Here is a 21,118-nt window from a genome sequence, read left to right as displayed (position 1 = left end):
TTTGGCGGCCTTGACCCGCGCCACTTGGCCCTTGCCGGCATCGGCCGGTGCCGGCGGGTCAGGGACGCCGGTTACCCGGTCGATCGGCACAGGCGTGCCATCCAAGAACACGAAGTTGTTTTTCGACCACGCCTGCTGCCACAGCGCCTCGAGCAGGCTGGGTGCCTGCTCGGCCAGCAGCCGGACTCCTTCCTGGACGTACCGCCATGCCGTAGCGGTGCCGACCTTGAACGCGTCCGCGACCTGCTCAAACGGCTCGTTCTTGAACAGGTGCACCAACACCAGCAGCGCCTGCCTGCCCGGGCTCAGCCGCCGCCACCGCGACCCGATCGCCTTCTGGTGCCCACCGATCAGCCCAGCAAGGAAGGACACATACTCACCCGGCAACGCCAAACTGGCAGGACAAGACAACACGAGGCCCTCCCGGCACGATGTGACTTCGACAATCACCTCAACTACCGGGAGGGCCTTGCTACGTCACGCACCAGCACACCCCAAGCCACGATGAAAAAGGCTCATTCGGTGGCCGGCGGCGGGACGCGGTGGTAGCCGTACATGTCGTCGGAACGGTGGTTGACGTAGACGACCCGGCCGTCGGGATCGGTGACCTGCAAGGAGTGGCCGTACGACTCGTCGATGATGCGCGCGTCGGCGTATCCCGCGTCCTGCAGGCGTTTGCACAACGTCTCGAGCGGCTCGTCGGTCTCGAACGCGAGCTCGTCGGTGCCGGCCTGGTCGGCGGGCGCCTCGTGCAGCGCGACCAGACCCTGCGCGCTGCTGTTGAAGTCGACCCAGTTCCCCGCGTCCGCGGAGATGCGCGGCTGGAAACCCAGGGTTTCAAGGAATGCCCGCATCTGCGGCATCTTGTCCGTGTAGCGGATCGGGCAGGCGGAGATCATCGAGTCGCCTCCTTTTCGTCGAGATAGTCCTGCAGTACGCGTTCGACCAGGACGCTGAGCGAGAGCTGCTCGTCGATCGCGCGATGCTTGACCCGCGTCACGAGCTCGCGCGGCAGGTAGACGTTGAACTGCACTTTCTGTGGCGCTGCCATGGCTAGAATGCTAGCAACGGGCGCCGTCACGCTACGCGGGTGGCGTGGACAAACCCGTTTCCATTTCTGCGCGAGTGGTAGGTATTCTCAAGCGATTCCTGAAAACCGCGCCGACTCCGGCCGGTTCCCTGCACCGCGCGACGAGGAGTGCGCCGTGATCCTGCGGATGTCGACAATGTTCCTGCGAACCCTGCGCGAGGATCCTGCCGACGCCGAAGTGCCAAGCCACCGCCTGCTCGTCCGCGCCGGCTACGTCCGGCGGACCGCTCCCGGCATCTACTCCTGGCTGCCGCTCGGCTGGCGCGCCTACCGCAACGTCGAGCGCGTCGTACGCGAGGAGATGGACGCCGCCGGCTTCCAGGAGATCCACCTGCCGGCGTTGCTGCCGCGCGAACCGTACGAAAAGACGAATCGCTGGACGGAGTACGGCGACGACATCTTCCGGATCAAGGACCGCAGGGGCAACGACATGTTGCTCGGCCCGACCCACGAGGAGATCTTCGCCCTGCTGGTGAAGGACCTCTACACCTCCTATCGCGACCTGCCGCTGTCGATCTACCAGATCCAGTGGAAGTTCCGCGACGAGGCGCGGCCGCGGGCAGGCATCCTGCGCGGGCGGGAGTTCGCGATGAAGGACTCCTACTCCTTCGACGTCGACGACGACGGGCTGGTCGAGTCGTACGGCAAGCACCGGGTGGCGTACCAGAAGACGTTCGACCGGCTCGGCGTCGAGTACGTCATCGTGCGCGCGATCTCCGGCGCGATGGGCGGCTCGCTGAGTGAGGAGTTCCTGGCGCCCGCCGACGTGGGCGAGGACACCTACGTTCGCTGCACCGACTGCGACTACGCCAGTAACACGGAGGCGGTCGAGGTGCCGATCCCGGATCCGACGCCGTTGGACGGGCTGCCCGACGCGCATGTCGAGGACACGCCGAACACGCCGACGATCCAGACACTGGTCGACCTGCTCAACTCGCGCCCGGCGCTGAAGCGGGCGGACCGCCCCTGGCAGGCGTCCGACACGTTGAAGAACGTCGCGGTGAAGGTCCTGTCGCCGACCGGCGAGACGTCGGTGCTCGTGATCGGCGTACCCGGCGACCGGGAGGTCGACGGCAAGCGCCTGGACGCACAGCTCTATCCCGCGACGCATCAGCCGCTGACCGATGACGACTTCGCGGCGCTGCCGGAGCTCGTCCGCGGCTACATCGGGCCGCAGGCGCTGGGTGAGGCGAAGGGCATCCGGTACCTCGTCGACCCGCGGATCGTTCGCGGCAGTCGCTGGGTCACCGGCGCCAACGAGCCCGGCAAGCACGTCGTCGACCTGACCGCCGAGCGCGACTTCGAGCCGGACGGCACGATCCTCGCGGCGGAGATCCGGGAGGGCGACCCGTGTCCGCGCTGCAAGGCGCCGTTGACGATGGCCCGCGGCATCGAGATCGGGCACATCTTCGCGCTCGGGCGCAAGTACGCCGAGACGTTCGACCTCAAGGTGCTCGACGAGAACGGCGAGCAGGTTGTGGTGACGATGGGCTCGTACGGCATCGGCATCAGCCGGCTGCTCGGCGTCATCGCCGAGAACAACCACGACGGCAAGGGACTGGTCTGGCCGCGCGAGGTCAGCCCGGCCGACATCCACATCGTCGCTACCGGCAAGAGCGGTGAACCGTTCGAGGCCGCGGAGCGGCTGGCTGAGGAGCTGTCCGCCCGCGGGGTCGTTGTACTGCTCGACGATCGGCGTGGTGCGAGTGCGGGCGAGAAGTTCAACGACGCCGACCTGATCGGCGTACCCACGATCGTGGTGTGCGGCCGGCGGATCGTCGACGGCAAGGTCGAGATCAAGGACCGGCGCACCTCCGAGCGGATCGACGTCGATCTCGACCAGGCCGTCGAGCAGTTGCTGGAGGCGATCCGCGGCTAGGGAGCGTGTGCCGTGGGCGCTCCCTGGCCACGGCACGGCCTACTTCGGTTGCGCTGCCAGCTATCCCCTGATCGCACCGTTGTCGGCGTACTCGACGTTGTGGACGCGCAGATGGAACGCCTGCGGCTCGTTCGAAATCGTCTTCCAGAGCTCCTTGAACGACAGGAAGCCGGTGTAGGTGGCCAGACAGCTGCCGGCCCGCGGTGGCGGTCCCGGTGATACCGACAACCGCGGCCCCCACCGCCAGGCTCGACACCAGCATCCGGCGCCCAAAGCGCATGACGTTCATGCTCGTTCCCTCCCTGTCAACCGAGCTGCGACACAGCAACACACGGAGGGGCTTCTCCGGAGGTTCGACTGCGAGTCAGGCCTGACCTGAACCGGACGGCGCCTCGGAGATCATCCAGATGTGGCCGAACGGGTCTCGCAGCCGCCCGCCGCGACCGCCCTCCTCGTTGTCGGCGATGGGGTAGACCACGGTGGCGCCGGCCTGCGTCATGCGCTCGGCTACGGCATCGACGTCGTCGATGTGGAGATAGAGGAGCACCGGCGAGCCGCCGATCGTGAGCGGCGACTTGTCGCCGTTCTCGTCCTTGAGGTTGAAGTGCGCGTCGCCGATCGCGAGCTCGGCGTGGGCGATCTTGCCCTGGTTGTCGGCGTACCTCGAGATCTCCTTGGCGCCGAACACGTGCCGGTAGAACTCGATCGCCTGGCTCGCGCCGCGGATCACCAGGCGGGGTTGCAGTGCGGCCTTCGTTGAGTCGGTCATGCTCTCATCTTGGGCCGGTGGGGGTGTTGCGGGCTTGGAGAAAATGGTCAGCCGGTGAGCGGCACGTGGTTGTGCTCACCGGGCCCGCGGGGGACGTACGCGGTGGGAGTGAGGCCGGTGAGCGACTTGAAGTCGTTGACGAAGTGGGCCTGGTCGAAGAATCCGTGCTCGCAGGCGACGCGAGCCCAGTCCGGGTCCTGGACGCCCTCGATCGAGGTGAGGACGCGCTGCAGCCTGCGGACCCGGGCGAACCGCTTCGGCGGCAGGCCGAGCTGCTCGGTGAAGTCCCGGACGAACCGTTTCGGCGTCCATCCGAGGTCGTCGACGACGGTTCTGACGGCCGAGCCGTGCTCGAGCGCCTTGACGGCGTAGCCGATCGCGGGGTCGGGCTCCCACTCGCGCCCGGCCGTGGAGTTGAGGAGCCGGTCGGCCAGTAACGCCTCGGCCAGGTCGAGCCGGCTGTCGGGCGTCGGGCTTTCCAGCAGGCGTTCGCGGAACTCGTGGGCAGCTCGTCCCCAGAGAGCACCGGCATCGACGAGGCGGCCGGCGGTCTCGGCGGCCTGTGCGCCGAAGAAGGGGTACGCCCCGCCGAAGGTGAAGTTGATGCTGAGGATCGTGCGCATGTCGCCGGTGTCGGCGACCGTGGGCTGGTGGCTGGCGCCGCCGAATCCGATACCGGAGATCTCGCTTCCGATGGGGACGCCGTGCGCGTTCGTCTTCTCGTACGCCCAGAAGCGGTCGTCGTAGAGGTTGATCATCAGGTCCTGACCGCCGCCGGGCAAGATCATCTCGTGCCGGTGGGGTACGGCGTCCTCGCTGTAGCCCAGCCGGCGGACGAACGGGATCAGCGCCGGTGTTCGCGGTGGGCGGGCGAGGGATCGCATCTGACCAGGGTAGACCGGTTACAGGGCCTCGAGCAGCTGGTCGCAGTGGGTCAGCAGGCGCTGCCTCAGCTCGCGGGCGCGGTCGGCGAAGGCGCGCTGCTGCCTGGCGTAGATCGCCTTGCCATCGGCTGTTTCGATCCGGACGGGCGGGTAGCCGAGCGCGCTGAGGTCGTACGGCGAGGCGCGCATGTCGAGCGTACGGATCTGCCTGGCGAGCTCGAAGCTGTCGGCGACGAGTTCGGAGGGTACGAGCGGGGCGAGTTTGTACGCCCACTTGTAGATGTCCATGTTGGCGTGCAGGCAGCCGCCCTGCTCGAGGTCGGCCTGGGTGCCGCGGCGTGGCTGCAGGGTGTTGCGCGGGCGGGCGTCATCGGTGAAGAAGCGGAACGCGTCGAAGTGGGAGCAGCGGATGCGGTGCTGTTCGACCGTTCGGTCGGTTTCGGCTGGACCGAGGCGGAGCGGCCAGGCGTTGTGGCGTACCTCTTCTGCCTGCTGGCGGTAGACCATCGCCCACTCGTGCAGACCGAAGCAGCCGAAGTGGGCCGGGCGGGAGAGGGTTGCTTCGAGCAGGCGGTGGGTCCAGCGGATGCTGTCCTTACGTTCGACGGCGTAGGCGTGGTCGAGGGTGACGCCTCGTGGAGTCTCGACGTAGCCCTTGCGGGCCGTGAACTCGCGGGCTGTCTCGCCCTGGAGTGTCGTGCCCCAGCCTGGGTGCCAGCGGCGGAGCCTCGCCGGGCGGTGGGAGTAGTAGGTGAACAGGAAGTCCTCGACGGGATGCGCCTCGCCGCGCCGGGCGCGCTCGAGGTGCGGCCCGATCCAGGCGTCGACCCGCCGCTCGTGCGCCGCGCGGCGGGCGTGCCAGGCGGACTCGTCGAGGATGGCGTTCACGCATTTCACGGTACGGCGGGACTGCCAGCGGGCTCTGCCGGGGCGGGGATGGCGGCGTGAACCGTGCGTACTCCGAGCAACCCGGCGAACGCGATCATGCCGAGCCCGGCCAGCACGTCCGCGATCCGGATGATCCGCGGCCCGGCCGCCCGCCGCGTGACCGCGACAATGCCGGCGAGAACGCTCATCCAGGCGAGACTGCCGATCCCGACACCGGTCACCATCGGCACGGGGCTCGCGTTCGCCCCGGTCTGCGCCGCGGCGAACACAGCGGCCCACGACGCGATGGTGAGCGGGTTCGACGCGGTGCCGGCGACCGAGGTGAGGAACGCCCGGCGGGGGCTCGCCACCTCAGCAGCCGTCTCGAGCCCGGCGCGTACGCGGAACGCACTGTGCAACGTTCTGATCCCGATCGCGAGCAACACCACCGCACCCGCGATGCCCAGGCCGATCCGCAGCGCATCGATGGTGAGCAGGGGAGCAGCGCCGGCCGCCCCGAGCGCGGCGTAGGCGGCATCGATGCACGCCACGCCCGCGCCGATCGCAAGGCCGACCTGAACGCCGGAACGCAACGTGGATCGAATCAGGAACAGGGACATGGGGCCAAGTTGCAGGGCCACGAAGAACCCCAAGCTGATGCCGATCGCTACGTCACGCATCGCCCAAGCGTCGCCGGGCCCGGCGGGACAAGGCAACTGGTTAAGCCGATCCGACCCGCCTGAACCATTGCGGCACCCGTGCCGTCTCGCCGGTGAGGGGAATGGCGATCCGGGTTGTCTCGCCGTCGCGGCTCACACCGATGTCGAGTACGTCGCCGGCGTTCAGGCGAACGATCTCGGGGTACCTCGGCAGGTCGATGGTCTCGCCCTCGCGGAGGCCGGCGCGGTCGGCGGCTCCACCAGGGACCAGCCCTCGGACCCGGCGCGTCAGGAACGTGGACGGGTCGAATCCCACGTCGAGTACCGGCACCTGGACCTCCTTGCTTTCGAACCGTGGTCCGAAGCAGTCCTTCCCGGCTACCTCTCCGCCGGTGAGAACCAGGGCGTCGAGGATCGGCATCTCGGCGCCGGGCAACACGTCCTCGACGCTGGCGCACCACTCCTGGACACCGACGCGTTCGCCGGTCCGCCGGCGTCGTACGACTGCACGGACGATGTCGTCGACGGACTGGCGGTCGGAGGTCGCCCGCCGGAGGCGTTCGTCCAGATCTGCCAGGTAGAACATGCCGCGTGCGTAGGGAAGCCTGTGCGCGAGGAAGTCCGAGAAGAACTGCTGCTGTGCCTCCCGGATCGTGAGGTCGCGACGGGGATTCGCGTAGCACTCCCGGGCCTCGAGGTTGACCGCACCCAGGAACGCTTCCTCCTCGAGCATGCCTTCGCGGAACGGAAGAACGAGCGAGTAGTAGTCGGCCGCCCCTTCGACGAACCAGGTCACGTCTTCGGCCGGGCCGTCCAGGCGTAGCCATTCGTGGACGAGCTCGTGGGCGATCGTTTCGTACAGCGACGCCTCGTCGGGCGGATTGGCGGGGTTCATCGCCATCACGAAGGACGCCGGGTGGGCGGAGGCGTTGACGCCTCGGTGCGGGTGCGTGCGCAGGAAGACGCGGTAAGGATGCGCCGGTGCGCCGAACGCCTCGGACATCACCTGGTATGTCCGTCCCAGCCGCGTGGCGAAGGCCTCGACGTCGATACCTGGAGCGGTCAGCCACCAGGTCGACAGCTCACCATCGCGGTGATGGTGGCCTGTCAGGTCGCCGCACATGACGTATGTGTCGCCCAGGAGCTCCAGCCCTGTGCCTGTCAGCCCGCTGTCGCTCTCACCCAGGCTGGAGACGGCCATCCAGCTGCCGGGGACGCCGTCTCGCCCGGCGGGTCTGTCCCAGCGCAACTCGAACGTGAGGTCCTCCGGTGCGGGCGGAAGTACCAGGAAGCACTTCAGAGCCCCCGAGAGTCCGACACCTTCCCCGCGAAGCTCGAGCGGCGGGGTCGCGGGTCGTGGCTCCGCGATGACGGGCTCCGCCAGATACGACACCTCGACTGGTCCGACGGTCGAGCGCTCGACACACCAACAGCGTTGGGGCTCGCCACCCTCGCCGTCGATCGTCTGTGCGGCGAGCGGGACAGGCCCACCCTCGTCCGTCGCCGACACGGCACCATCCTCGAGTTGGAGCGTGGGCGCTCCGGCGATGGAGAGGGGCAGCTGTCCGAGCGGCTCGCCGGCGTTGACTACGGCATCGTCCAACCGCCATCGCACCAAGACTCCGCGCGGATCCACCGCCAGAGTCACCACCAGATGTGCCATCACCCTCCTCGGTTCGGGCGGGCCGACCCACCCGCTGGCTCCCATCCAACCTCTCCGACCGCGCAGACTCTGCCCGATCCCTGACGCAGGCCCGCGATGGCAGATGGTGCCGCCGAGCGGCCGTGGCGGATGCGCTTGTCCGGTTGGACAGCGGCGTGCGGTCGTAGCCGGCACCGCTCGCTTCGCGCTCGGATGAGCGCCGGCGCCGCCGCCTGCGCGGGTGGAGGTCCGGCAGGTCAACGGCCGGCGGTACTGCGGCCGCGATGGTGTGTGGCCGCGATGGTGCGGCCGCTGGCGGTGCCCCGCAGTCACGGCTCTGGTGGTGCGCGGAGGGCGGCCGCCATGGCAGTGGCGGATGGCGCTTGTCCCGTTGAGGAGCGAGGTGCGTTCGTCGATGGCAGTGCTGCTTTGCGCTCGGATGAGCGCCGGGTGCCGTCGCTCGCGTGGTGCAGCTACGCGGGCACGGTGGTCTGGCCAGCGGTGCGGCTTTGCTTGTGCGCGGCCGGCGGGCGGCGGCTAGCTGTGGTTGCTCATGCGCACTCCTTTCTCTGTTCGGGTCTGCGTTCGTGCCAGGCGGTGGTGGCCACCGGGGTGAGGACGGCAGTGGAGACGGTGGTGAGTACGGCGGCGGGGCGGCAGCTCAACTCCTCCGGCACCACGCGGACGACCGTGAGGCCGGCTTGGCTCGACAGGCGGTGGGTTTCGGCGCGTACGGCGAGGGCGGAGTCCGCGGTCAGGGACCAGCCGGAGGTGTCGAGGGCTACGGCCACGCCGCGGTCGGGCCACCAGGCCACTGGACGGCCGGGGAGGTCGGGCTCGAACACGGCCGGCGGTAGGCGGGCGCGTTCGAGCATGGAGCGGAGGTTGCCACGTGCGGTCAGGCGGGCGCCCTCGCAGAACTCGCCGAAGACGTGGCGGGGGAGGCGGAGACCGCGGCCGTCTGCGAGGCGGAGTTCGTTGGCGAGTTCGCCCACTGTGCACCGTGGGTGCGCGCTGGCCTGCTTCAGCAGCGCATGGATCACGTCCGCTCCTTTCAGCCGGCGTACGGCGTCGACTACCGCACGGGCCGGGAGCGTGCACGGGAGGCCGTCCTTCCAACGGTGGGCCGGCATCCGGCGGCTGGAGCGCTGGACGACGACGTAGGCGGTGGATGTCCTTCTTCGGCGAGGTGGTGTGAGCAGGTGGACCTCCCATTCGACGGGCAGGCGTCGCATGCCGTGCAGGCGCAGGGCGGTGAGACCGGTCAGCAACGCGCCCGCTCCGGCGTATCGGAGGGCCGCGCGCCTGCGGTCTCGTACGGTCGGGGTGCGTTCGGCGGTGAACACGACACCGGGCAGGAGCTTGCGCCAGACCGGCGGCCAGTCGGACTCGGCGCTGCCCGCGCCGCAGCGCACCAGTTCGGCGACACGGACGACGCCGCCGGAGCGACGGATCAGGGCGTCGAGCCGGTCGGGTGGCTGGTGGTGCGATGCGTGCGAGGGCATGCGGGAAGAGTGGACGATTCCGGCCAAGATCGCGAGTGGGGCGTCGAAAGCTGTGGAAATCGCCAACCTGTGGAGGGGAATCGGCCACGGGCGGCCACCGGATCGCCTTGCCTGCTTGGGTGCGAAGGCTGGAGCACCGCGGCGGTGAGGGTAAGCTGCCGAACGCTCGTAGACGGTTCGAAGAAGGCAGGACGACTTGCGCATCGCACGGTTCAGCGTTGGCGACGATATCCACTTCGGCGTGGTCGAAGGCGAGCCCGAGCCGGCCGTGATCTCGGTCGTCGAGGGCGATCCGCTCTATCGCGAAGTGCAGCCGACCGGCGAGAAGTTCCCGCTCGCCGACGTACGGCTGCTGGCGCCGGTCATCCCGCGCAGCAAAGTGATCGGCGTCGGCCGCAACTACGCCGAGCACGCCGCGGAGCTCGGCAACGAAGTCCCGCAGAGCCCGCTGATCTTCCTCAAGCCGAACACCTCGGTCGTCGGGCCGCTGGACGGCATCGTCTATCCCGACCAGACGCAGAACCTCCACTACGAAGGCGAGCTCGCCGTCGTCATCGGCCGCATCTGCCGCGACGTACCCGCCGAGCGCGTCAACGAAGTCATCTACGGCTACACCTGCGCCAACGACGTGACCGCGCGCGACCTGCAGAAGCCGGACGGCCAGTGGTGGCGCGCCAAGGGCTTCGACACGTTCTGCCCGCTCGGCCCGTGGATCGTCACGGAACTGGACGCCGAGGACATCGCGCTGACCACCACGCTCAACGGCGAGACCCGGCAGTCGGGACGCACGTCGCAGCTGATCTTCGACATTCCGTACCTCATCGAGTACGTCAGCTCCGTCATGACCCTGCTGCCCGGCGATGTGATCCTGACTGGAACGCCCGCCGGCGTCGGCCCCATGCAGGTCGGCGACGAGGTGTCGGTGACGGTCGAGGGAGTGGGCACGCTGACCAACCGGGTGACAGGTCAGGGCTGAGGTTCGCCGCCAAAGGCAACCCGGTTGGGTTCGCCGGCAGGCCTCGGGTATTCTCTACGAGGCTCGCGCAGCACGGCGAGGCGATGGGGTATGGGGTAATTGGCAGCCCGACTGGTTCTGGCCCAGTTAGTCTAGGTTCGAGTCCTGGTACCCCAGCGCGTTGGACGCTTCCGGTACATCCGGTAGAGTCCAGCAGCGCCGGATAAGGCGTAGAGGTAAGTGCAAGGTCATGGCCCCGTTGTGTAGTGGCCTAGCACGCCGCCCTCTCAAGGCGGTAGCGCGGGTTCGAATCCCGTCGGGGCTACGCGAATAGGCGGAGTGTGCGGATGCACGCTCCGCCTTTTTCGCTTCCGCGTTTATACCGGGGGACGACCCCCGGACCCCCGCGTGGCGCGACGTCTGCCTCGGCTGATGCGGTGCCGTGGCGACGACCCCCGAACCCCGCGCCACATCTGCCTCGGCTTACTCCTGCTGCGCTCGCCGGCCCTTCGATGGGTCGCCCGACAACTCTCCGCCGCCCCCGCCACGTCGGCGTCGCAGGGTGGGTGCCTGGGTGCGTCCAGGGCGTCCGTCTGGGGCTTCTCCGGTGTCGATCGGCCGATGGTCACTCACGTCCCGCCGCATGGCTCACAGGGCGATGCGGTCTGCTCGCTGGCGCTGTTGGCTCCCGCCCTCATGTTGCCCTCGACCCGGTGGGCTTGCGGGGCGTCGCTCGTACCCATATACTCGTGGACGAGTAACCGTGAACGAGGAAAGGGTGGCGTCGACAACACATGGCCAAGCGACGCAAGGTCAGCAATCTGATGGCGCTCGCCATCCTCTCCACGCTCGTCCAGCGCCCCATGCACCCGTACGAGATCGCCTCGATGCTCCGCTCCCACGGCAAGGAGCAGGACATGAAGATCAAGTGGGGCTCGCTGTACACCGTCGTCCAGAATCTCGAGAAGCACGAGTTCATCGCGCAGGTCGAGAGCAGCCGCGAGGGTGCGCGCCCCGAGCGCACGATCTACCGCATCACCGACGCCGGCAAGGAAGAGCTCGAGGACTGGGTACGCGAGCTCGTCTCCACCCCCGAGCCCGAGCTGCCACGCTTCAAGGCAGCCCTGTCGGTCGTCGCCGTGCTCCACCCGGACGAGCTGATTCGCCTGCTGGGTCAGCGCCTCGCCCAGATCGACGAGGAGCTGGCCGCCGAACGCGAAGCGCACGCGAAGTACAACGACGAAATTCCACGCCTGTTTCTCATCGAGGTGGAGTACGACCTCGCCATCCGCCAGGCCGAGGCCGACTGGATCCGTGCCCTGCTTGGCGAGTTGGCCGACGGTACGTTCCCCGGCCTCGACGCCTGGCGCGACTGGCACGAGAAGGGCGAGCTCCCACCCGAGCTCGTCGAGCTGGCCGAGAGGCACAGCTGAAACAGCGAAAGAGAAACAGCCCCAGCGAGGTGCGGCAACACCCCGCCGGGGCCGACCCCGACAACCGAACGCGAAGCCCGGATACGAGGGCCTACTAGGCAGAGGCAAGCGTAACCGGGCGCTCCCAGAAAGCCGGAGAACCCACATGAACACCACACCGACCAAGCGCCCGCGCCGCCGTGAGATGGAGGGCCCGATCGCCCGCGGCTATGCCAAGCTACGGGCCTCGGCCAGCCAGCTCGAGGCCGTACGCAAGTCCGCCGAGCAGCTCGCCGCCGAACTCCCTGCCGGCGCTGACGTTCTGGAGATCGCGCCCGGTCCCGGCTACCACGCCGTCGAGCTGGCCCGTCGCGGCCTGAACGTCGTCGGCCTGGACATCAGCCACACCTTCGTCCAGATCGCCGGCGACTACGCGCGCAAGGAGGCCGTCAGGGTCGACTTCCACCAGGGCAACGCGGCCGATCTTCCGTTCGGAGACGGCTCGTTCGACCTGATCGTCTGCCAGGCGGCGTTCAAGAACTTCACCGAACCCCTGAAGACGCTGAACGAGATGCACCGCGTGCTCCGCCCCGGCGCCACGGCGGTGATCCAGGACATGAGGAAGGAAGCCACGAACGCCGACATCGACGCGGAGGTACGAGGCATGGGTGCCGGCCGCTTGAGCGCCTTCTTCGCCAGGACTGCCCTCACCGGCCTACGGCACCGGGCCTTCTCCCGGGAGAGATTCGAGACGCTCGCCGCCCAGAGCGCCTTCGGTGGTTGCGAGATCCACAGCGAAGGCATCGGCATGGAGATCCGCCTGACCAAGCCCGCCTGAGAAAACAAACGCGCCGGGCTCGGAGAGAAGCTCCGAGGCCCGGCGCGACCTACGCCTGAGGGCTCAACCTCTTCAAGTGTCGGCCGCCGCTCGCCGAAGCGCCTCGGACAACCGCTCGGCCGCCGCCATCACGGCAGGCGCGTGCATCCTGCCCGGCTGGCGCGAAAGCCGTTCGATCGGCCCGGACACCGACACGGCCGCGACGACTTTTCCCGAAGGGGAACGGATCGCCGCCGACACCGACGCGACGCCGGCCTCCCGCTCGCCGACGCTCTGCGCCCACCCACGCCGGCGTACGGCGGCAAGCGTCGCCGCGGAGAACTTCGCGCCCTGCAAGCCGCGGTGCAGCCGCTCGGGTTCCTCCCACGCCAGCAGTATCTGCGCCGCCGACCCGGCATGCATGGTCAGTTGAGTGCCCACCGGAATGGTGTCGCGCAGGCCGGTCGGCCGCTCGGCAGCCGCGACGCACACCCGCATGTCGCCCTGCCGGCGGAAGAGCTGTGCCGATTCCCCTGTGATGTCCCGGAGTCGCGCCAGGATCGGCCCGGCGGCTGCCAGCAAACGATCTTCGCCCGCCGCGGCGGCGAGCTCAGCCAGCCGTGGGCCAAGGACGAAGCGCCCTTGCATATCGCGCGCTACCAGGCGATGGTGTTCCAAAGCGACCGCCAGGCGGTGCGCAGTCGGCCGGGCCAATCCGGTCACCTGTACGAGGCTGGCCAGTGTGGCTGGACCCGCTTCCAGGGCTCCCAGGACCAAGGCCGCCTTGTCAAGTACGCCGACTCCGCTAGAGTTGTCCATGGTTCGATATTGCCGTCTCGGGATGCGAGACGCAAGTCTGGAGGGAAAACAAAATTGGGCACCACCCTCGCGGAGAAGGTCTGGCAGGAGCATGTGGTCCGCCGCAAAGACGGCGAGCCGGACCTCCTCTACATTGACCTTCACCTTATCCATGAGGTGACCAGCCCCCAGGCGTTCGACGGCCTGCGGCTGGCCGGTCGCCGTGTCCGTCGGCCCGATCTGACGATTGCGACCGAGGACCACAACGTTCCGACCATCGACGTCGACAAGCCGATCGCCGATCTGGTCTCCCGTACCCAGGTAGAGACCCTTCGCCGCAACTGCGAAGAGTTCGGCGTCCGGCTACACCCGCTGGGTGACAACGACCAAGGCATCGTCCACGTGGTCGGTCCGCAACTCGGCCTCACCCAGCCGGGCATGACCATCGTGTGCGGCGACTCGCACACCTCCACCCACGGCGCGTTCGGCGCGCTCGCGTTCGGCATCGGCACCAGCGAAGTCGAGCACGTCCTCGCCACGCAGACCCTGCCGCAGGCGCGCCCCAAGACCATGGCGGTCACCGTCGACGGCATCCTGCCGCCCGGCGTGACGGCGAAGGATCTTGTACTCACGTTGATCGCGACCGTCGGCACGGGCGGCGGACAGGGTTACGTCGTGGAGTACCGCGGCGAGGCCATCCGCTCGCTGTCGATGGAAGGCCGCATGACGGTTTGCAACATGTCGATCGAGTGGGGCGCCAAGGCGGGCATGATCGCGCCCGACGAGACCACGTTCGCGTACATGAAGGACCGTCCGCACGCGCCCAAGGGCAAGGACTGGGACGCGGCAGTGGAGTACTGGCGCGGCCTCATCACCGACCCGGACGCGGAGTTCGACCGCGAGGTCGTCCTCGACGCCAGCACCATGACCCCGTTCGTCACCTGGGGAACCAACCCCGGGCAAGGCGTTCCGCTGGCCGCGAGTGTGCCGAGCCCGTCCGACTTCGAGGAGGACGGCGACAAGGTCTCTGCCGAGCGTGCGCTCGAGTACATGGGCCTCGAAGCCGGTACCCCCATGCGCGAGATCGCCGTCGACACGGTGTTCCTGGGTTCGTGTACCAACGGGCGGATCGAAGATCTACGCGCTGCCGCTGACGTGATCCAGGGGCACAAGGTCGCCGACAACGTGCGCATGTTGGTCGTTCCCGGCTCCGGCCGGGTACGCCTGCAGGCCGAGTCCGAGGGCCTCGACGTGATCTTCAAGGAAGCCGGGGCGGAGTGGCGCGGTGCCGGATGCTCGATGTGCTTGGGGATGAACCCCGACCAGCTCGCACCCGGCGAGCGGAGCGCCTCGACGTCCAACCGCAACTTCGAAGGCCGGCAAGGCAAAGGTGGGCGCACCCACCTGGTCTCGCCGCTCGTGGCCGCCGCGACCGCCGTCGTCGGCCGGCTCGCATCCCCTGCCGACCTGCCGCGCTCCGCCGCGGTCTGAGTTCAACCGGAGCAGCAGAACATGGACAAGTTCACCGTTCACACGGGCAAGGCCCTGCCGCTGCGGCGCGGCAACGTGGACACCGACCAGATCATTCCGGCCGTCTACCTCAAGCGCGTGACGCGGACGGGCTTCGGCGACGGGCTGTTCGCCGCGTGGCGCAAGGACGACAGCTTCGTGCTCAACAAGCCCGAGCACGAGGGTGTGTCGGTCCTGGTCGCCGGGCCCGACTTCGGCACCGGCTCGTCCCGCGAGCACGCGGTCTGGGCCTTGCAGGACTACGGGTTCAAGGTAGTGATCTCGTCCCGATTTGGGGACATCTTCCGCGGAAATGCGGGCAAGGCCGGATTGCTGGCGGCTGTGGTCGACCAGAAGGTCGTCGAACGCCTGTGGGACCTGATCGAGGACAACCCCGACCTCGGGGTCACCGTCGATCTGGAGGCCCGCCAGATCCTTGCGGGCGAGGGCGAGACGGCCGTACGCGACAGCTTCGACATCGACGACTACACCCGTTGGCGGTTGATCGAAGGTCTCGACGACATCGGCATCACGCTTGGGCACGAGCACCTCATCGACACCTACGAGGCTTCGCGATCGGCCCTTCGTCCGACCACGTTGCCGGCCCAGAAGTAGGCAGAGAGGGCCTGAAGGCGGCTTTGAGGGCCTTCAACACGCCGATACTGAACGGAGTGTGACGGACCTCACGTAAGGATTTTCTGAGAACTCAGATCCCTTGCCTCCTAGGGCATCCGAAGGGCCGCCGGAGCCGGGTCGAACCGGCGGTCAGAAGCCCAGGAAGAACTCGCCAGAACGACGGCGGGTGCTTTGCGAGACACCCTCGCGAAGCACCCGCCGTCGTCGTCTGTCATAGTGGCGCTGTGTCCGAGGATCCCAATACACAAAGGGATTTCGTCGATCTCGCCCACATGTTGAAGGCGGCGACGAAACGGCTTCGCGAGGCCGTTGTGAGCCCTGACGAGCGGGCCCGCCTGACCCGCAAGCTGCTCGTAATCGCCAGTGCCAGCAAGCATGATCTGGCCTCCGCGCGACGTCGGTTGCAGGGCCTGCTGGCGGAGCTGAAGAGCGCCGAAGAGGCCCAGAACGACTCCGAAACGCCGCGACACAAGGAACATTGATGTCACGGTGGTTGAGTAATGGCGCTACATTCCCTAACGTGCGCATGAATCGAGCGCAGGCTCGTACCGTAGTCGTTCACGGAGGAAAGCAGTGAACAAGTCCCAACTCATCGACGCTCTTGCAGGGCGATTCGAAGACAGCAAGAAAGACGCGCAGCACGCGCTCGAGTCGGTGCTCGACACGATCACGCGGGCTGTGGCGTCGGGCGAGAAGGTAGCCATTACTGGCTTTGGTGCCTTCGAGAAGATCGACCGGCCGGCGCGGATGGTGCGTAACCCTCGCACCGGCGAGCGCAAGCGAGCCAAGAAGACGTCGGTTCCGAAGTTCCGCGCAGGAGCGGAACTCAAGGCCGTTGTCTCCGGTGCCAAGAAGCTGCCGAAGCTGACGGCCGCCAAGAAGGCGACCGCGGCGAAGACCACGGCGACCAAGACGGCAGCGGCCAAGAAGACCACGACGGCTGCCAAGAAGACGTCGACGGCCACGGCCAAGAAGGCTCCGGCGAAGAAGGCTCCGGCCAAGCGGACCGCCACCAAGGCCACCGCTACCAAGACGGCCGCCAAGAAGACGACTGCCAAGAAGACCACGGCGAAGCGGGCTCCTGCCAAGCGCGCTCCGCGCCGTTGAGTTTTACGGCAAGGCGAAAGGGCTGAACCCCCGACCGGGGTTCGGCCCTTCGTCATATCGGGCGGACCCGCCCGCTCACGCGGGCGGTTCGTTCGGGATCGTGTAGATGTGGAGGGCGCTGACCTTGGTGTCGGCGCCCTCTCCACTTGTCTGGACGGTCACCCGCTGCCCGATCCGCAGGTGGCGGATCGTCGTGTGGGCTAGGGATCCGGCTTCGTACGGGAGTTCGATCCCATCGTCGAGAAGGACCGTTCCCGCACGTGTATCGGGGTCGAAGGTCCGTACGGTCGCCTGCATGACCGGCATTCTAGTTGGCTTCGGAGCCGTCGGCAGGCTAGGCCGTGTCCTGCAAATATCGCCTGACTCGCCACGCGGCGGAGCCGCAAAATGAGCACCGTCGTCGGACGCGCTCTGTTGAAGTTGTGCCTCCGGCGCGTGGCCCGCATCCACGCTGACGGCACCGTGAGCCTCGCCCGTATGCCCGACACGATCTTCGGCCCGCGGCACCGCCAGCGCGGCGCGGCTGTGTTGATAGGCGGCTACGCTGCCGGGGCCGCGAGCTTAACCGGCCCTGTTTGCAGGACACGGCCTAGGCGCTCTTGCTGAGCAGGCGATCCAGTACGAGCCGCGAACGCGGCCCGAGACCGAGCGCCGCGGCGGCGTGCAGGTCGGCTTCGGTGTCGACGTCCTGGCGTACGGAGTCGATGCCCGGCAGGCGTATCTCGGCCGCCCCACTCTCCAGATGTGCGCGCCGCGACTCCCCGCCGAAACGTGGCTGGAACGCAACTCCGGCGTTGGCGGTGTACAAGGCGGTGCCGATGCCCGCCGCGTCGGAGACGAACGCCGTCGCGAGGCCCGCCGCAGCGCGCAGCGCGCGCTCCAACTCGTGGGGCCGCAGGGCCGGAAGGTCGGCCTGCAACGCGGCCACGGCGGCATCGGGCCTACGCAGCCGGGCAGCCGCGGCGCCGTGTGACAGCGCCGCGTTGAGGCCGTCGCGCGGCTCGTCGGGAATCGCCAACGCACCAAGCGACTCGAACGCCCGTGCGGACTCGGCGTCGTCGGTGACCGCGATCAGCCCTTCGACGAGCGCGCAGCGCAGCGCGGCGTCGACAGTGTCCAACGCCATCGCCCGGGCCAGCTCTGACCGAAGGTCCCTGGCATAGGGCGCCAGCCGGGACTTGCCGATCGCGGCGCTCTTGGTCGTGATCACCAGCGTCCACCGGCGATCAGCGGCCTGCTTCATCTGCGGCATCGGGACCGATCCTTCCAGATGAGTGCAACATTTCGGGAGTCGCCAACGTTGGAGTAATCGTCATCGGCGACCTGTGACATCCGTGGGAGACTGGGCTTATTCCATGCCGCAAGGCCTCGTCACCAGGCATGGCCCCAGAAGGAGGACTGGTGTCGAACCCGCCCAAGGGCGCTGCCTATCGTTTCGCCGAGATCGTGGCGCTGCCATTGCTCACCCTCATCACCAGACGCGACTGGCGGGGGCAGGAACACATTCCGGCGTCGGGTGGTGTCGTCATCGTCACCAACCACCTGTCCCACATCGATCCGTTCGTCATCGGGCACTTCATCAACAACCAGGGACGGCCCGCACGATTCCTCGCCAAGGCGAGTTTGTTCACCGTCCCGGTGGTCGGCCCGTTCCTCCGTTCGGCCGGCCAGATCCCCGTCCACCGCGAACGCCGGGCCGCGGGCGACGCGCTCGTCGAAGCGGTTCAGGCGATCGACGACGGTGAAGCGGTCCTGGTTTATCCCGAAGGCACGATTACGCGCGATCCCGACCAGTGGCCGATGATCGGCAAGTCCGGTGCGGTGCGCATCGCCTTGCGGACGGGCGCGCCGCTGGTCCCGGTGGCGCAGTGGGGCGCGCAGGAGCTGCTTCGCCCGTACGCCAAGCTGCCGAGGATTCTTCCGCGCAAGAAGATGCAGGTGCTCGCCGGACCACCGGTCGACCTGTCGGCCTACCACGACCAGGAGATCACGCCGGCGCTGGTGAAGAAGGCCACCACACAGGTGATGCACACCCTCTCCGCGCTCGTGGGACAGCTGCGGGGCGGCCAGGCGCCCGCCGAACCGTTCGATCCGGTCAAGTACGGATTGCCGGCGACGGGCAATCCGTACAAGAAGCGGAAGGCGCGATGACCAAAGCAGCCGTTCTGGGTGCCGGTTCCTGGGGCACCGCCTTCTCGATCGTGCTGGCCGACGCCGGTGCCGACGTCGCGTTGTGGGCCAGGCGATCCGAGCTCGCCGATGCGATCGCCGAACACGGGGAGAACCCCGACTACCTCGGCGGAGTGCCGCTCCCGGGCGGCATCCGCCCCACCTCCGACGCGGCCGAGGCGCTCGACGGCGCCGACTTCTGTGTGCTGGCGATTCCTTCGCAGCAGCTGCGTACGAACCTGACCGAGTGGGTCGGCCACCTGTCGACCACGGTCGTCATGGTGAGCCTGGCCAAGGGCATCGAGCTCAACACCGGCAAGCGGATGACCGAGGTCATCACCGACGTCACGGGCTTCGAAGCCGATCGGGTCGCCGTCGTGAGCGGTCCCAACCTCGCGCGTGAGGTCGCCGAGCGCCAGCCCGCCGCGTCCGTCGTCGCCTGCAAGGACCACGGCGTGGCCGAACGCCTGCAGAAGTCCTGCCACTCGCCGGCGTTCCGTCCGTATACGAACGCCGACGTGGTCGGCTGTGAGCTCGGCGGCGCCACCAAGAACGTCATCGCGCTCGCGGTCGGCATCGCTGTGGGGCTCGGCTTCGGCGACAACGCACGCGCGTCGGTGATCACCCGCGGGCTGGCCGAAAGCACACGGCTCGGAGTCGCCCTCGGCGCCGACCCTTACACGTTCGCCGGTCTCGCCGGCCTGGGCGACCTGGTGGCTACCTGTTCTTCCCCGCTGTCGCGCAACCGAACGTTCGGCGAACAACTCGGCAAGGGGCGTACGGTCGCCGAAGTGGCCGCGTCCACGCGGCAGGTGGCTGAGGGCGTGAAGTCCTGCCTGCCGATTCGCGAGCTCGCCAAGGCCAGCGGCGTCGAGATGCCGATCACCGAGCACGTCGCGGCTGTGGTGCAGGGCGAGTTGACGCCGGAAGACATGGTGAGGAGCCTGCTGGGCCGCAGCGCGAAACCCGAACGCCACGGTTGGTAACGCACGTGTCGTCCATACATTCTGTGAGGAGAGTATGGTCTGGGCGGTGAGCGAGCCGACCCAGCACTCCCCGACGTTCCGGAAACCGCGCGTCGCCCTCGTCTTCGGTGGACGCAGTTCCGAGCACGCCATCTCCTGCGTCACCGCCGGCAGTGTGCTGCGCGCGATCGACCGCGACAAGTACGACGTGGTGCCCATCGGTATCACGGTCGACGGTCGCTGGGTGCTCGAACGCGACGAGCCCGAACACCTCGCGATCGAAGGCACCCGCCTGCCCGAGGTCGATGAGAAGGGCACCGCGGTCGTGCTCGCCAACGACCCCGCCAACCACGAACTGGTCGCCCTGGAGCCGCTGGATGTCCCTGAGGCGATCGGCGAGGTCGATGTCGTCTTCCCGCTCCTGCACGGTCCGTACGGCGAGGACGGCACGCTCCAGGGCCTGCTGGAGATGGCTGGAGTCCGTTACGTCGGGGCCGGTGTGCTCGCCAGTGCCGTCGGCATGGACAAGCACTACGCCAAGATCGTTTTCGCGGCGCACGGCTTCGACCAGGTTCCGTACCTCGTGATCAAGCAGCGCGACTGGGAGACCGACCGCGCCGGCTGCGAGGCGCGGGTCGCGGCGCTCGGCTGGCCGGTGTTCGTCAAACCGTCGCGCGGCGGGTCGAGCCTCGGCATCTCCAAGGTGAGCGATCCGGCGGAGTTGGCAGCGGCCGTGGAGGTCGCCCAGCAGCACGACCCGAAGGTGATCGTCGAGGCGGGCGTCCCGAACGTACGCGAGATCGAGTGCGGTGTGCTCGAGGGCTTCGCCGGCGAACGTCCGCAGGCGAGCGTCGTCGCCGAGATCGAGTACGACGACTCGGTGGAGTTCTACGACTTCGAGGCGAAGTACCTCGAAGAGGAGCACGTGAAGCTGAACGTGCCGGCCGATCTGCCGCCGGAGTTGGCGGAGCAGGTGCGTGAGCTGTCGGTCCAGGCCTTCGAGGCGATCGGGGCCGAAGGCCTGGCCCGGGTCGACTTCTTCCTGCGTGAGGATGGCACCGTCGCGCTCAACGAGATCAACACGATGCCTGGCTTCACGCCGTCGTCGATGTTTCCGCGGATCTGGGCTGCGAGCGGACTGGACTACCCCGCGCTGATCGATCGCCTGATCCAGCTCGCCTTACAACGTCCTACCGGCCTGAGGTGACCTCAAGCCGGCTAGATATGGACCACGGGACAGGTGAGTGTGCGCGTGATGCCTGACACCCCTTGCACTTTCGCTACCACGAGCCGGCCAAGGTCGTCTACGTTGTCGGCCTCCGCGCGCACAATCACGTCGTAGGGACCGGTCACGTCTTCGGCCAATGTGACGCCCTTGATCTGTGCGATCTGCTGGGCCACATCGGCTGCCTTGCCGACCTCCGTTTGGATCAAGATGTACGCCTGGACTACCAC

Annotated in this window: 25 protein-coding genes and 2 tRNA genes; 13 read left to right on the top strand and 14 right to left on the bottom strand. The window is 68.0% G+C overall.

Annotated features, from left to right (window positions below; all coding sequences use genetic code 11):
* The 3 genes from ACYVF6_RS32260 to ACYVF6_RS32250 form a co-directional block, all read right to left on the bottom strand.
* The coding region (locus tag ACYVF6_RS32260) for a helix-turn-helix domain-containing protein (RefSeq protein WP_460526566.1) at positions 1–372 on the bottom strand (372 nt) is incomplete at its 3' end.
* A gap of 143 nt (positions 373–515) precedes the next feature.
* Positions 516–899, bottom strand: coding sequence for a VOC family protein (locus ACYVF6_RS32255; RefSeq protein ID WP_460526564.1), 384 nt, complete (start codon positions 897–899; stop codon positions 516–518).
* Positions 896–1,051: a ribbon-helix-helix protein, CopG family gene (locus ACYVF6_RS32250; protein WP_460526562.1), complete on the bottom strand. Its 156-nt coding sequence runs from the start codon at positions 1,049–1,051 to the stop codon at positions 896–898. The genes ACYVF6_RS32255 and ACYVF6_RS32250 overlap by 4 nt, the downstream gene beginning before the upstream one ends.
* A gap of 154 nt (positions 1,052–1,205) precedes the next feature.
* Between ACYVF6_RS32250 and ACYVF6_RS32245 the strand changes: the two genes are divergently transcribed.
* Complete coding sequence (locus tag ACYVF6_RS32245; protein WP_460526560.1) at positions 1,206–2,969, top strand: proline--tRNA ligase; 1,764 nt, start codon at positions 1,206–1,208, stop codon at positions 2,967–2,969.
* 60 nt (positions 2,970–3,029) lie between these two features.
* Here ACYVF6_RS32245 and ACYVF6_RS32240 read toward each other — a convergent pair whose 3' ends face one another.
* The 7 genes from ACYVF6_RS32240 to ACYVF6_RS32210 form a co-directional block, all read right to left on the bottom strand.
* Positions 3,030–3,197, bottom strand: a complete 168-nt coding sequence (locus tag ACYVF6_RS32240) for a hypothetical protein (protein WP_460526558.1) — start codon at positions 3,195–3,197, stop codon at positions 3,030–3,032.
* Between the two features lie 136 nt (positions 3,198–3,333).
* Positions 3,334–3,738, bottom strand: a complete 405-nt coding sequence (locus ACYVF6_RS32235; protein ID WP_460526556.1) for a VOC family protein — start codon at positions 3,736–3,738, stop codon at positions 3,334–3,336.
* A gap of 47 nt (positions 3,739–3,785) precedes the next feature.
* Positions 3,786–4,622 carry a helix-turn-helix domain-containing protein gene (locus tag ACYVF6_RS32230; RefSeq protein WP_460526554.1) on the bottom strand — a complete coding sequence of 279 codons (837 nt, stop codon included), beginning with the start codon at positions 4,620–4,622 and terminating at the stop codon, positions 3,786–3,788.
* A gap of 18 nt (positions 4,623–4,640) precedes the next feature.
* A complete protein-coding gene (locus ACYVF6_RS32225; protein ID WP_460526552.1) occupies positions 4,641–5,510 on the bottom strand; it encodes a 3-methyladenine DNA glycosylase in 870 nt (289 codons plus the stop codon).
* Between the two features lie 5 nt (positions 5,511–5,515).
* Entirely contained in the window at positions 5,516–6,169 is a 654-nt protein-coding gene (locus ACYVF6_RS32220) for a LysE family transporter (RefSeq protein ID WP_460526550.1), read from the bottom strand.
* A gap of 40 nt (positions 6,170–6,209) precedes the next feature.
* Positions 6,210–7,751 carry a hypothetical protein gene (locus ACYVF6_RS32215; protein ID WP_460526548.1) on the bottom strand — a complete coding sequence of 514 codons (1,542 nt, stop codon included), beginning with the start codon at positions 7,749–7,751 and terminating at the stop codon, positions 6,210–6,212.
* A gap of 590 nt (positions 7,752–8,341) precedes the next feature.
* Positions 8,342–9,295: a hypothetical protein gene (locus tag ACYVF6_RS32210; RefSeq protein WP_460526546.1), complete on the bottom strand. Its 954-nt coding sequence runs from the start codon at positions 9,293–9,295 to the stop codon at positions 8,342–8,344.
* A gap of 196 nt (positions 9,296–9,491) precedes the next feature.
* Between ACYVF6_RS32210 and ACYVF6_RS32205 the strand changes: the two genes are divergently transcribed.
* The 5 genes from ACYVF6_RS32205 (at position 9,492) to ACYVF6_RS32185 (ending at position 12,500) form a co-directional block, all read left to right on the top strand.
* On the top strand, positions 9,492–10,271 hold the full coding sequence (locus ACYVF6_RS32205; RefSeq protein ID WP_460526544.1) for a fumarylacetoacetate hydrolase family protein: 780 nt from the start codon (positions 9,492–9,494) through the stop codon (positions 10,269–10,271).
* Between the two features lie 84 nt (positions 10,272–10,355).
* Positions 10,356–10,427, top strand: a tRNA-Gln gene (locus ACYVF6_RS32200).
* A gap of 75 nt (positions 10,428–10,502) precedes the next feature.
* Positions 10,503–10,575 (top strand) — tRNA-Glu (locus tag ACYVF6_RS32195).
* Between the two features lie 469 nt (positions 10,576–11,044).
* The gene (locus ACYVF6_RS32190; protein WP_460526542.1) at positions 11,045–11,683 is read left to right on the top strand and encodes a PadR family transcriptional regulator; all 639 of its coding nucleotides are present in this window, start codon (positions 11,045–11,047) and stop codon (positions 11,681–11,683) included.
* Between the two features lie 145 nt (positions 11,684–11,828).
* Complete coding sequence (locus tag ACYVF6_RS32185) at positions 11,829–12,500, top strand: class I SAM-dependent methyltransferase (RefSeq protein WP_460526539.1); 672 nt, start codon at positions 11,829–11,831, stop codon at positions 12,498–12,500.
* A 72-nt stretch (positions 12,501–12,572) separates the two neighbouring features.
* On the opposite strand, the gene ACYVF6_RS32180 is transcribed toward ACYVF6_RS32185, so the two are convergent.
* A complete protein-coding gene (locus ACYVF6_RS32180) occupies positions 12,573–13,298 on the bottom strand; it encodes an IclR family transcriptional regulator (RefSeq protein WP_460526537.1) in 726 nt (241 codons plus the stop codon).
* 54 nt (positions 13,299–13,352) lie between these two features.
* Between ACYVF6_RS32180 and leuC the strand changes: the two genes are divergently transcribed.
* From leuC to ACYVF6_RS32160, 4 genes are all read left to right on the top strand, one after another.
* Positions 13,353–14,768, top strand: coding sequence for a 3-isopropylmalate dehydratase large subunit (gene leuC / locus ACYVF6_RS32175; protein WP_460526535.1), 1,416 nt, complete (start codon positions 13,353–13,355; stop codon positions 14,766–14,768).
* 21 nt (positions 14,769–14,789) lie between these two features.
* Entirely contained in the window at positions 14,790–15,401 is a 612-nt protein-coding gene (gene leuD, locus ACYVF6_RS32170; protein WP_460526533.1) for a 3-isopropylmalate dehydratase small subunit, read from the top strand.
* A 245-nt stretch (positions 15,402–15,646) separates the two neighbouring features.
* Positions 15,647–15,904, top strand: a complete 258-nt coding sequence (locus ACYVF6_RS32165) for an SCO5555 family protein (RefSeq protein ID WP_460526531.1) — start codon at positions 15,647–15,649, stop codon at positions 15,902–15,904.
* A 91-nt stretch (positions 15,905–15,995) separates the two neighbouring features.
* Positions 15,996–16,529 carry an HU family DNA-binding protein gene (locus ACYVF6_RS32160; RefSeq protein ID WP_460526528.1) on the top strand — a complete coding sequence of 178 codons (534 nt, stop codon included), beginning with the start codon at positions 15,996–15,998 and terminating at the stop codon, positions 16,527–16,529.
* Between the two features lie 75 nt (positions 16,530–16,604).
* Here ACYVF6_RS32160 and ACYVF6_RS32155 read toward each other — a convergent pair whose 3' ends face one another.
* Positions 16,605–16,826: a hypothetical protein gene (locus ACYVF6_RS32155; RefSeq protein ID WP_460526527.1), complete on the bottom strand. Its 222-nt coding sequence runs from the start codon at positions 16,824–16,826 to the stop codon at positions 16,605–16,607.
* Between the two features lie 292 nt (positions 16,827–17,118).
* Positions 17,119–17,781 carry a CofC family guanylyltransferase gene (cofC, locus tag ACYVF6_RS32150; protein ID WP_460526525.1) on the bottom strand — a complete coding sequence of 221 codons (663 nt, stop codon included), beginning with the start codon at positions 17,779–17,781 and terminating at the stop codon, positions 17,119–17,121.
* Between the two features lie 149 nt (positions 17,782–17,930).
* Between cofC and ACYVF6_RS32145 the strand changes: the two genes are divergently transcribed.
* From ACYVF6_RS32145 to ACYVF6_RS32135, 3 genes are read left to right on the top strand one after another with little or no spacing between them, the layout of a single operon-like run.
* Positions 17,931–18,680 carry a lysophospholipid acyltransferase family protein gene (locus tag ACYVF6_RS32145; RefSeq protein WP_460526522.1) on the top strand — a complete coding sequence of 250 codons (750 nt, stop codon included), beginning with the start codon at positions 17,931–17,933 and terminating at the stop codon, positions 18,678–18,680.
* Positions 18,677–19,684, top strand: a complete 1,008-nt coding sequence (locus ACYVF6_RS32140; RefSeq protein WP_460526520.1) for an NAD(P)H-dependent glycerol-3-phosphate dehydrogenase — start codon at positions 18,677–18,679, stop codon at positions 19,682–19,684. The genes ACYVF6_RS32145 and ACYVF6_RS32140 overlap by 4 nt, the downstream gene beginning before the upstream one ends.
* 46 nt (positions 19,685–19,730) lie before the next feature.
* Positions 19,731–20,870 (top strand): D-alanine--D-alanine ligase family protein, encoded by a 1,140-nt coding sequence (locus tag ACYVF6_RS32135; RefSeq protein WP_460526518.1) that lies wholly within the window; start codon positions 19,731–19,733, stop codon positions 20,868–20,870.
* Positions 20,871–20,881: 11 nt separating this feature from the next.
* Here the strand turns inward: ACYVF6_RS32135 and ACYVF6_RS32130 are convergent, their stop codons facing one another.
* Complete coding sequence (locus ACYVF6_RS32130) at positions 20,882–21,118, bottom strand: Lrp/AsnC family transcriptional regulator (protein WP_460526516.1); 237 nt, start codon at positions 21,116–21,118, stop codon at positions 20,882–20,884.

The organism is Flindersiella endophytica, from assembly GCF_054779015.1.
Note: the sequence above shows the minus strand (reverse complement) of the source record. Positions and strands in the feature narration are given on the sequence as shown.

What these genes read in the sequence shown, in the direction of transcription:
- ACYVF6_RS32255 (WP_460526564.1), bottom strand. Translation starts at nt 899, where the DNA reads ATGATCTCCGCCTGCCCGATCCGCTACACGGACAAGATGCCGCAGATG.
- ACYVF6_RS32250 (WP_460526562.1), bottom strand. Translation starts at nt 1,051, where the DNA reads ATGGCAGCGCCACAGAAAGTGCAGTTCAACGTCTACCTGCCGCGCGAG.
- ACYVF6_RS32235 (WP_460526556.1), bottom strand. Translation starts at nt 3,738, where the DNA reads ATGACCGACTCAACGAAGGCCGCACTGCAACCCCGCCTGGTGATCCGC.
- ACYVF6_RS32230 (WP_460526554.1), bottom strand. Translation starts at nt 4,622, where the DNA reads ATGCGATCCCTCGCCCGCCCACCGCGAACACCGGCGCTGATCCCGTTC.
- ACYVF6_RS32220 (WP_460526550.1), bottom strand. Translation starts at nt 6,169, where the DNA reads ATGCGTGACGTAGCGATCGGCATCAGCTTGGGGTTCTTCGTGGCCCTG.
- ACYVF6_RS32210 (WP_460526546.1), bottom strand. Translation starts at nt 9,295, where the DNA reads ATGCCCTCGCACGCATCGCACCACCAGCCACCCGACCGGCTCGACGCC.
- ACYVF6_RS32190 (WP_460526542.1), top strand. Translation starts at nt 11,045, where the DNA reads ATGGCCAAGCGACGCAAGGTCAGCAATCTGATGGCGCTCGCCATCCTC.
- ACYVF6_RS32185 (WP_460526539.1), top strand. Translation starts at nt 11,829, where the DNA reads ATGAACACCACACCGACCAAGCGCCCGCGCCGCCGTGAGATGGAGGGC.
- ACYVF6_RS32180 (WP_460526537.1), bottom strand. Translation starts at nt 13,298, where the DNA reads ATGGACAACTCTAGCGGAGTCGGCGTACTTGACAAGGCGGCCTTGGTC.
- leuD (WP_460526533.1), top strand. Translation starts at nt 14,790, where the DNA reads ATGGACAAGTTCACCGTTCACACGGGCAAGGCCCTGCCGCTGCGGCGC.
- ACYVF6_RS32155 (WP_460526527.1), bottom strand. Translation starts at nt 16,826, where the DNA reads ATGCAGGCGACCGTACGGACCTTCGACCCCGATACACGTGCGGGAACG.
- cofC (WP_460526525.1), bottom strand. Translation starts at nt 17,781, where the DNA reads ATGCCGCAGATGAAGCAGGCCGCTGATCGCCGGTGGACGCTGGTGATC.
- ACYVF6_RS32140 (WP_460526520.1), top strand. Translation starts at nt 18,677, where the DNA reads ATGACCAAAGCAGCCGTTCTGGGTGCCGGTTCCTGGGGCACCGCCTTC.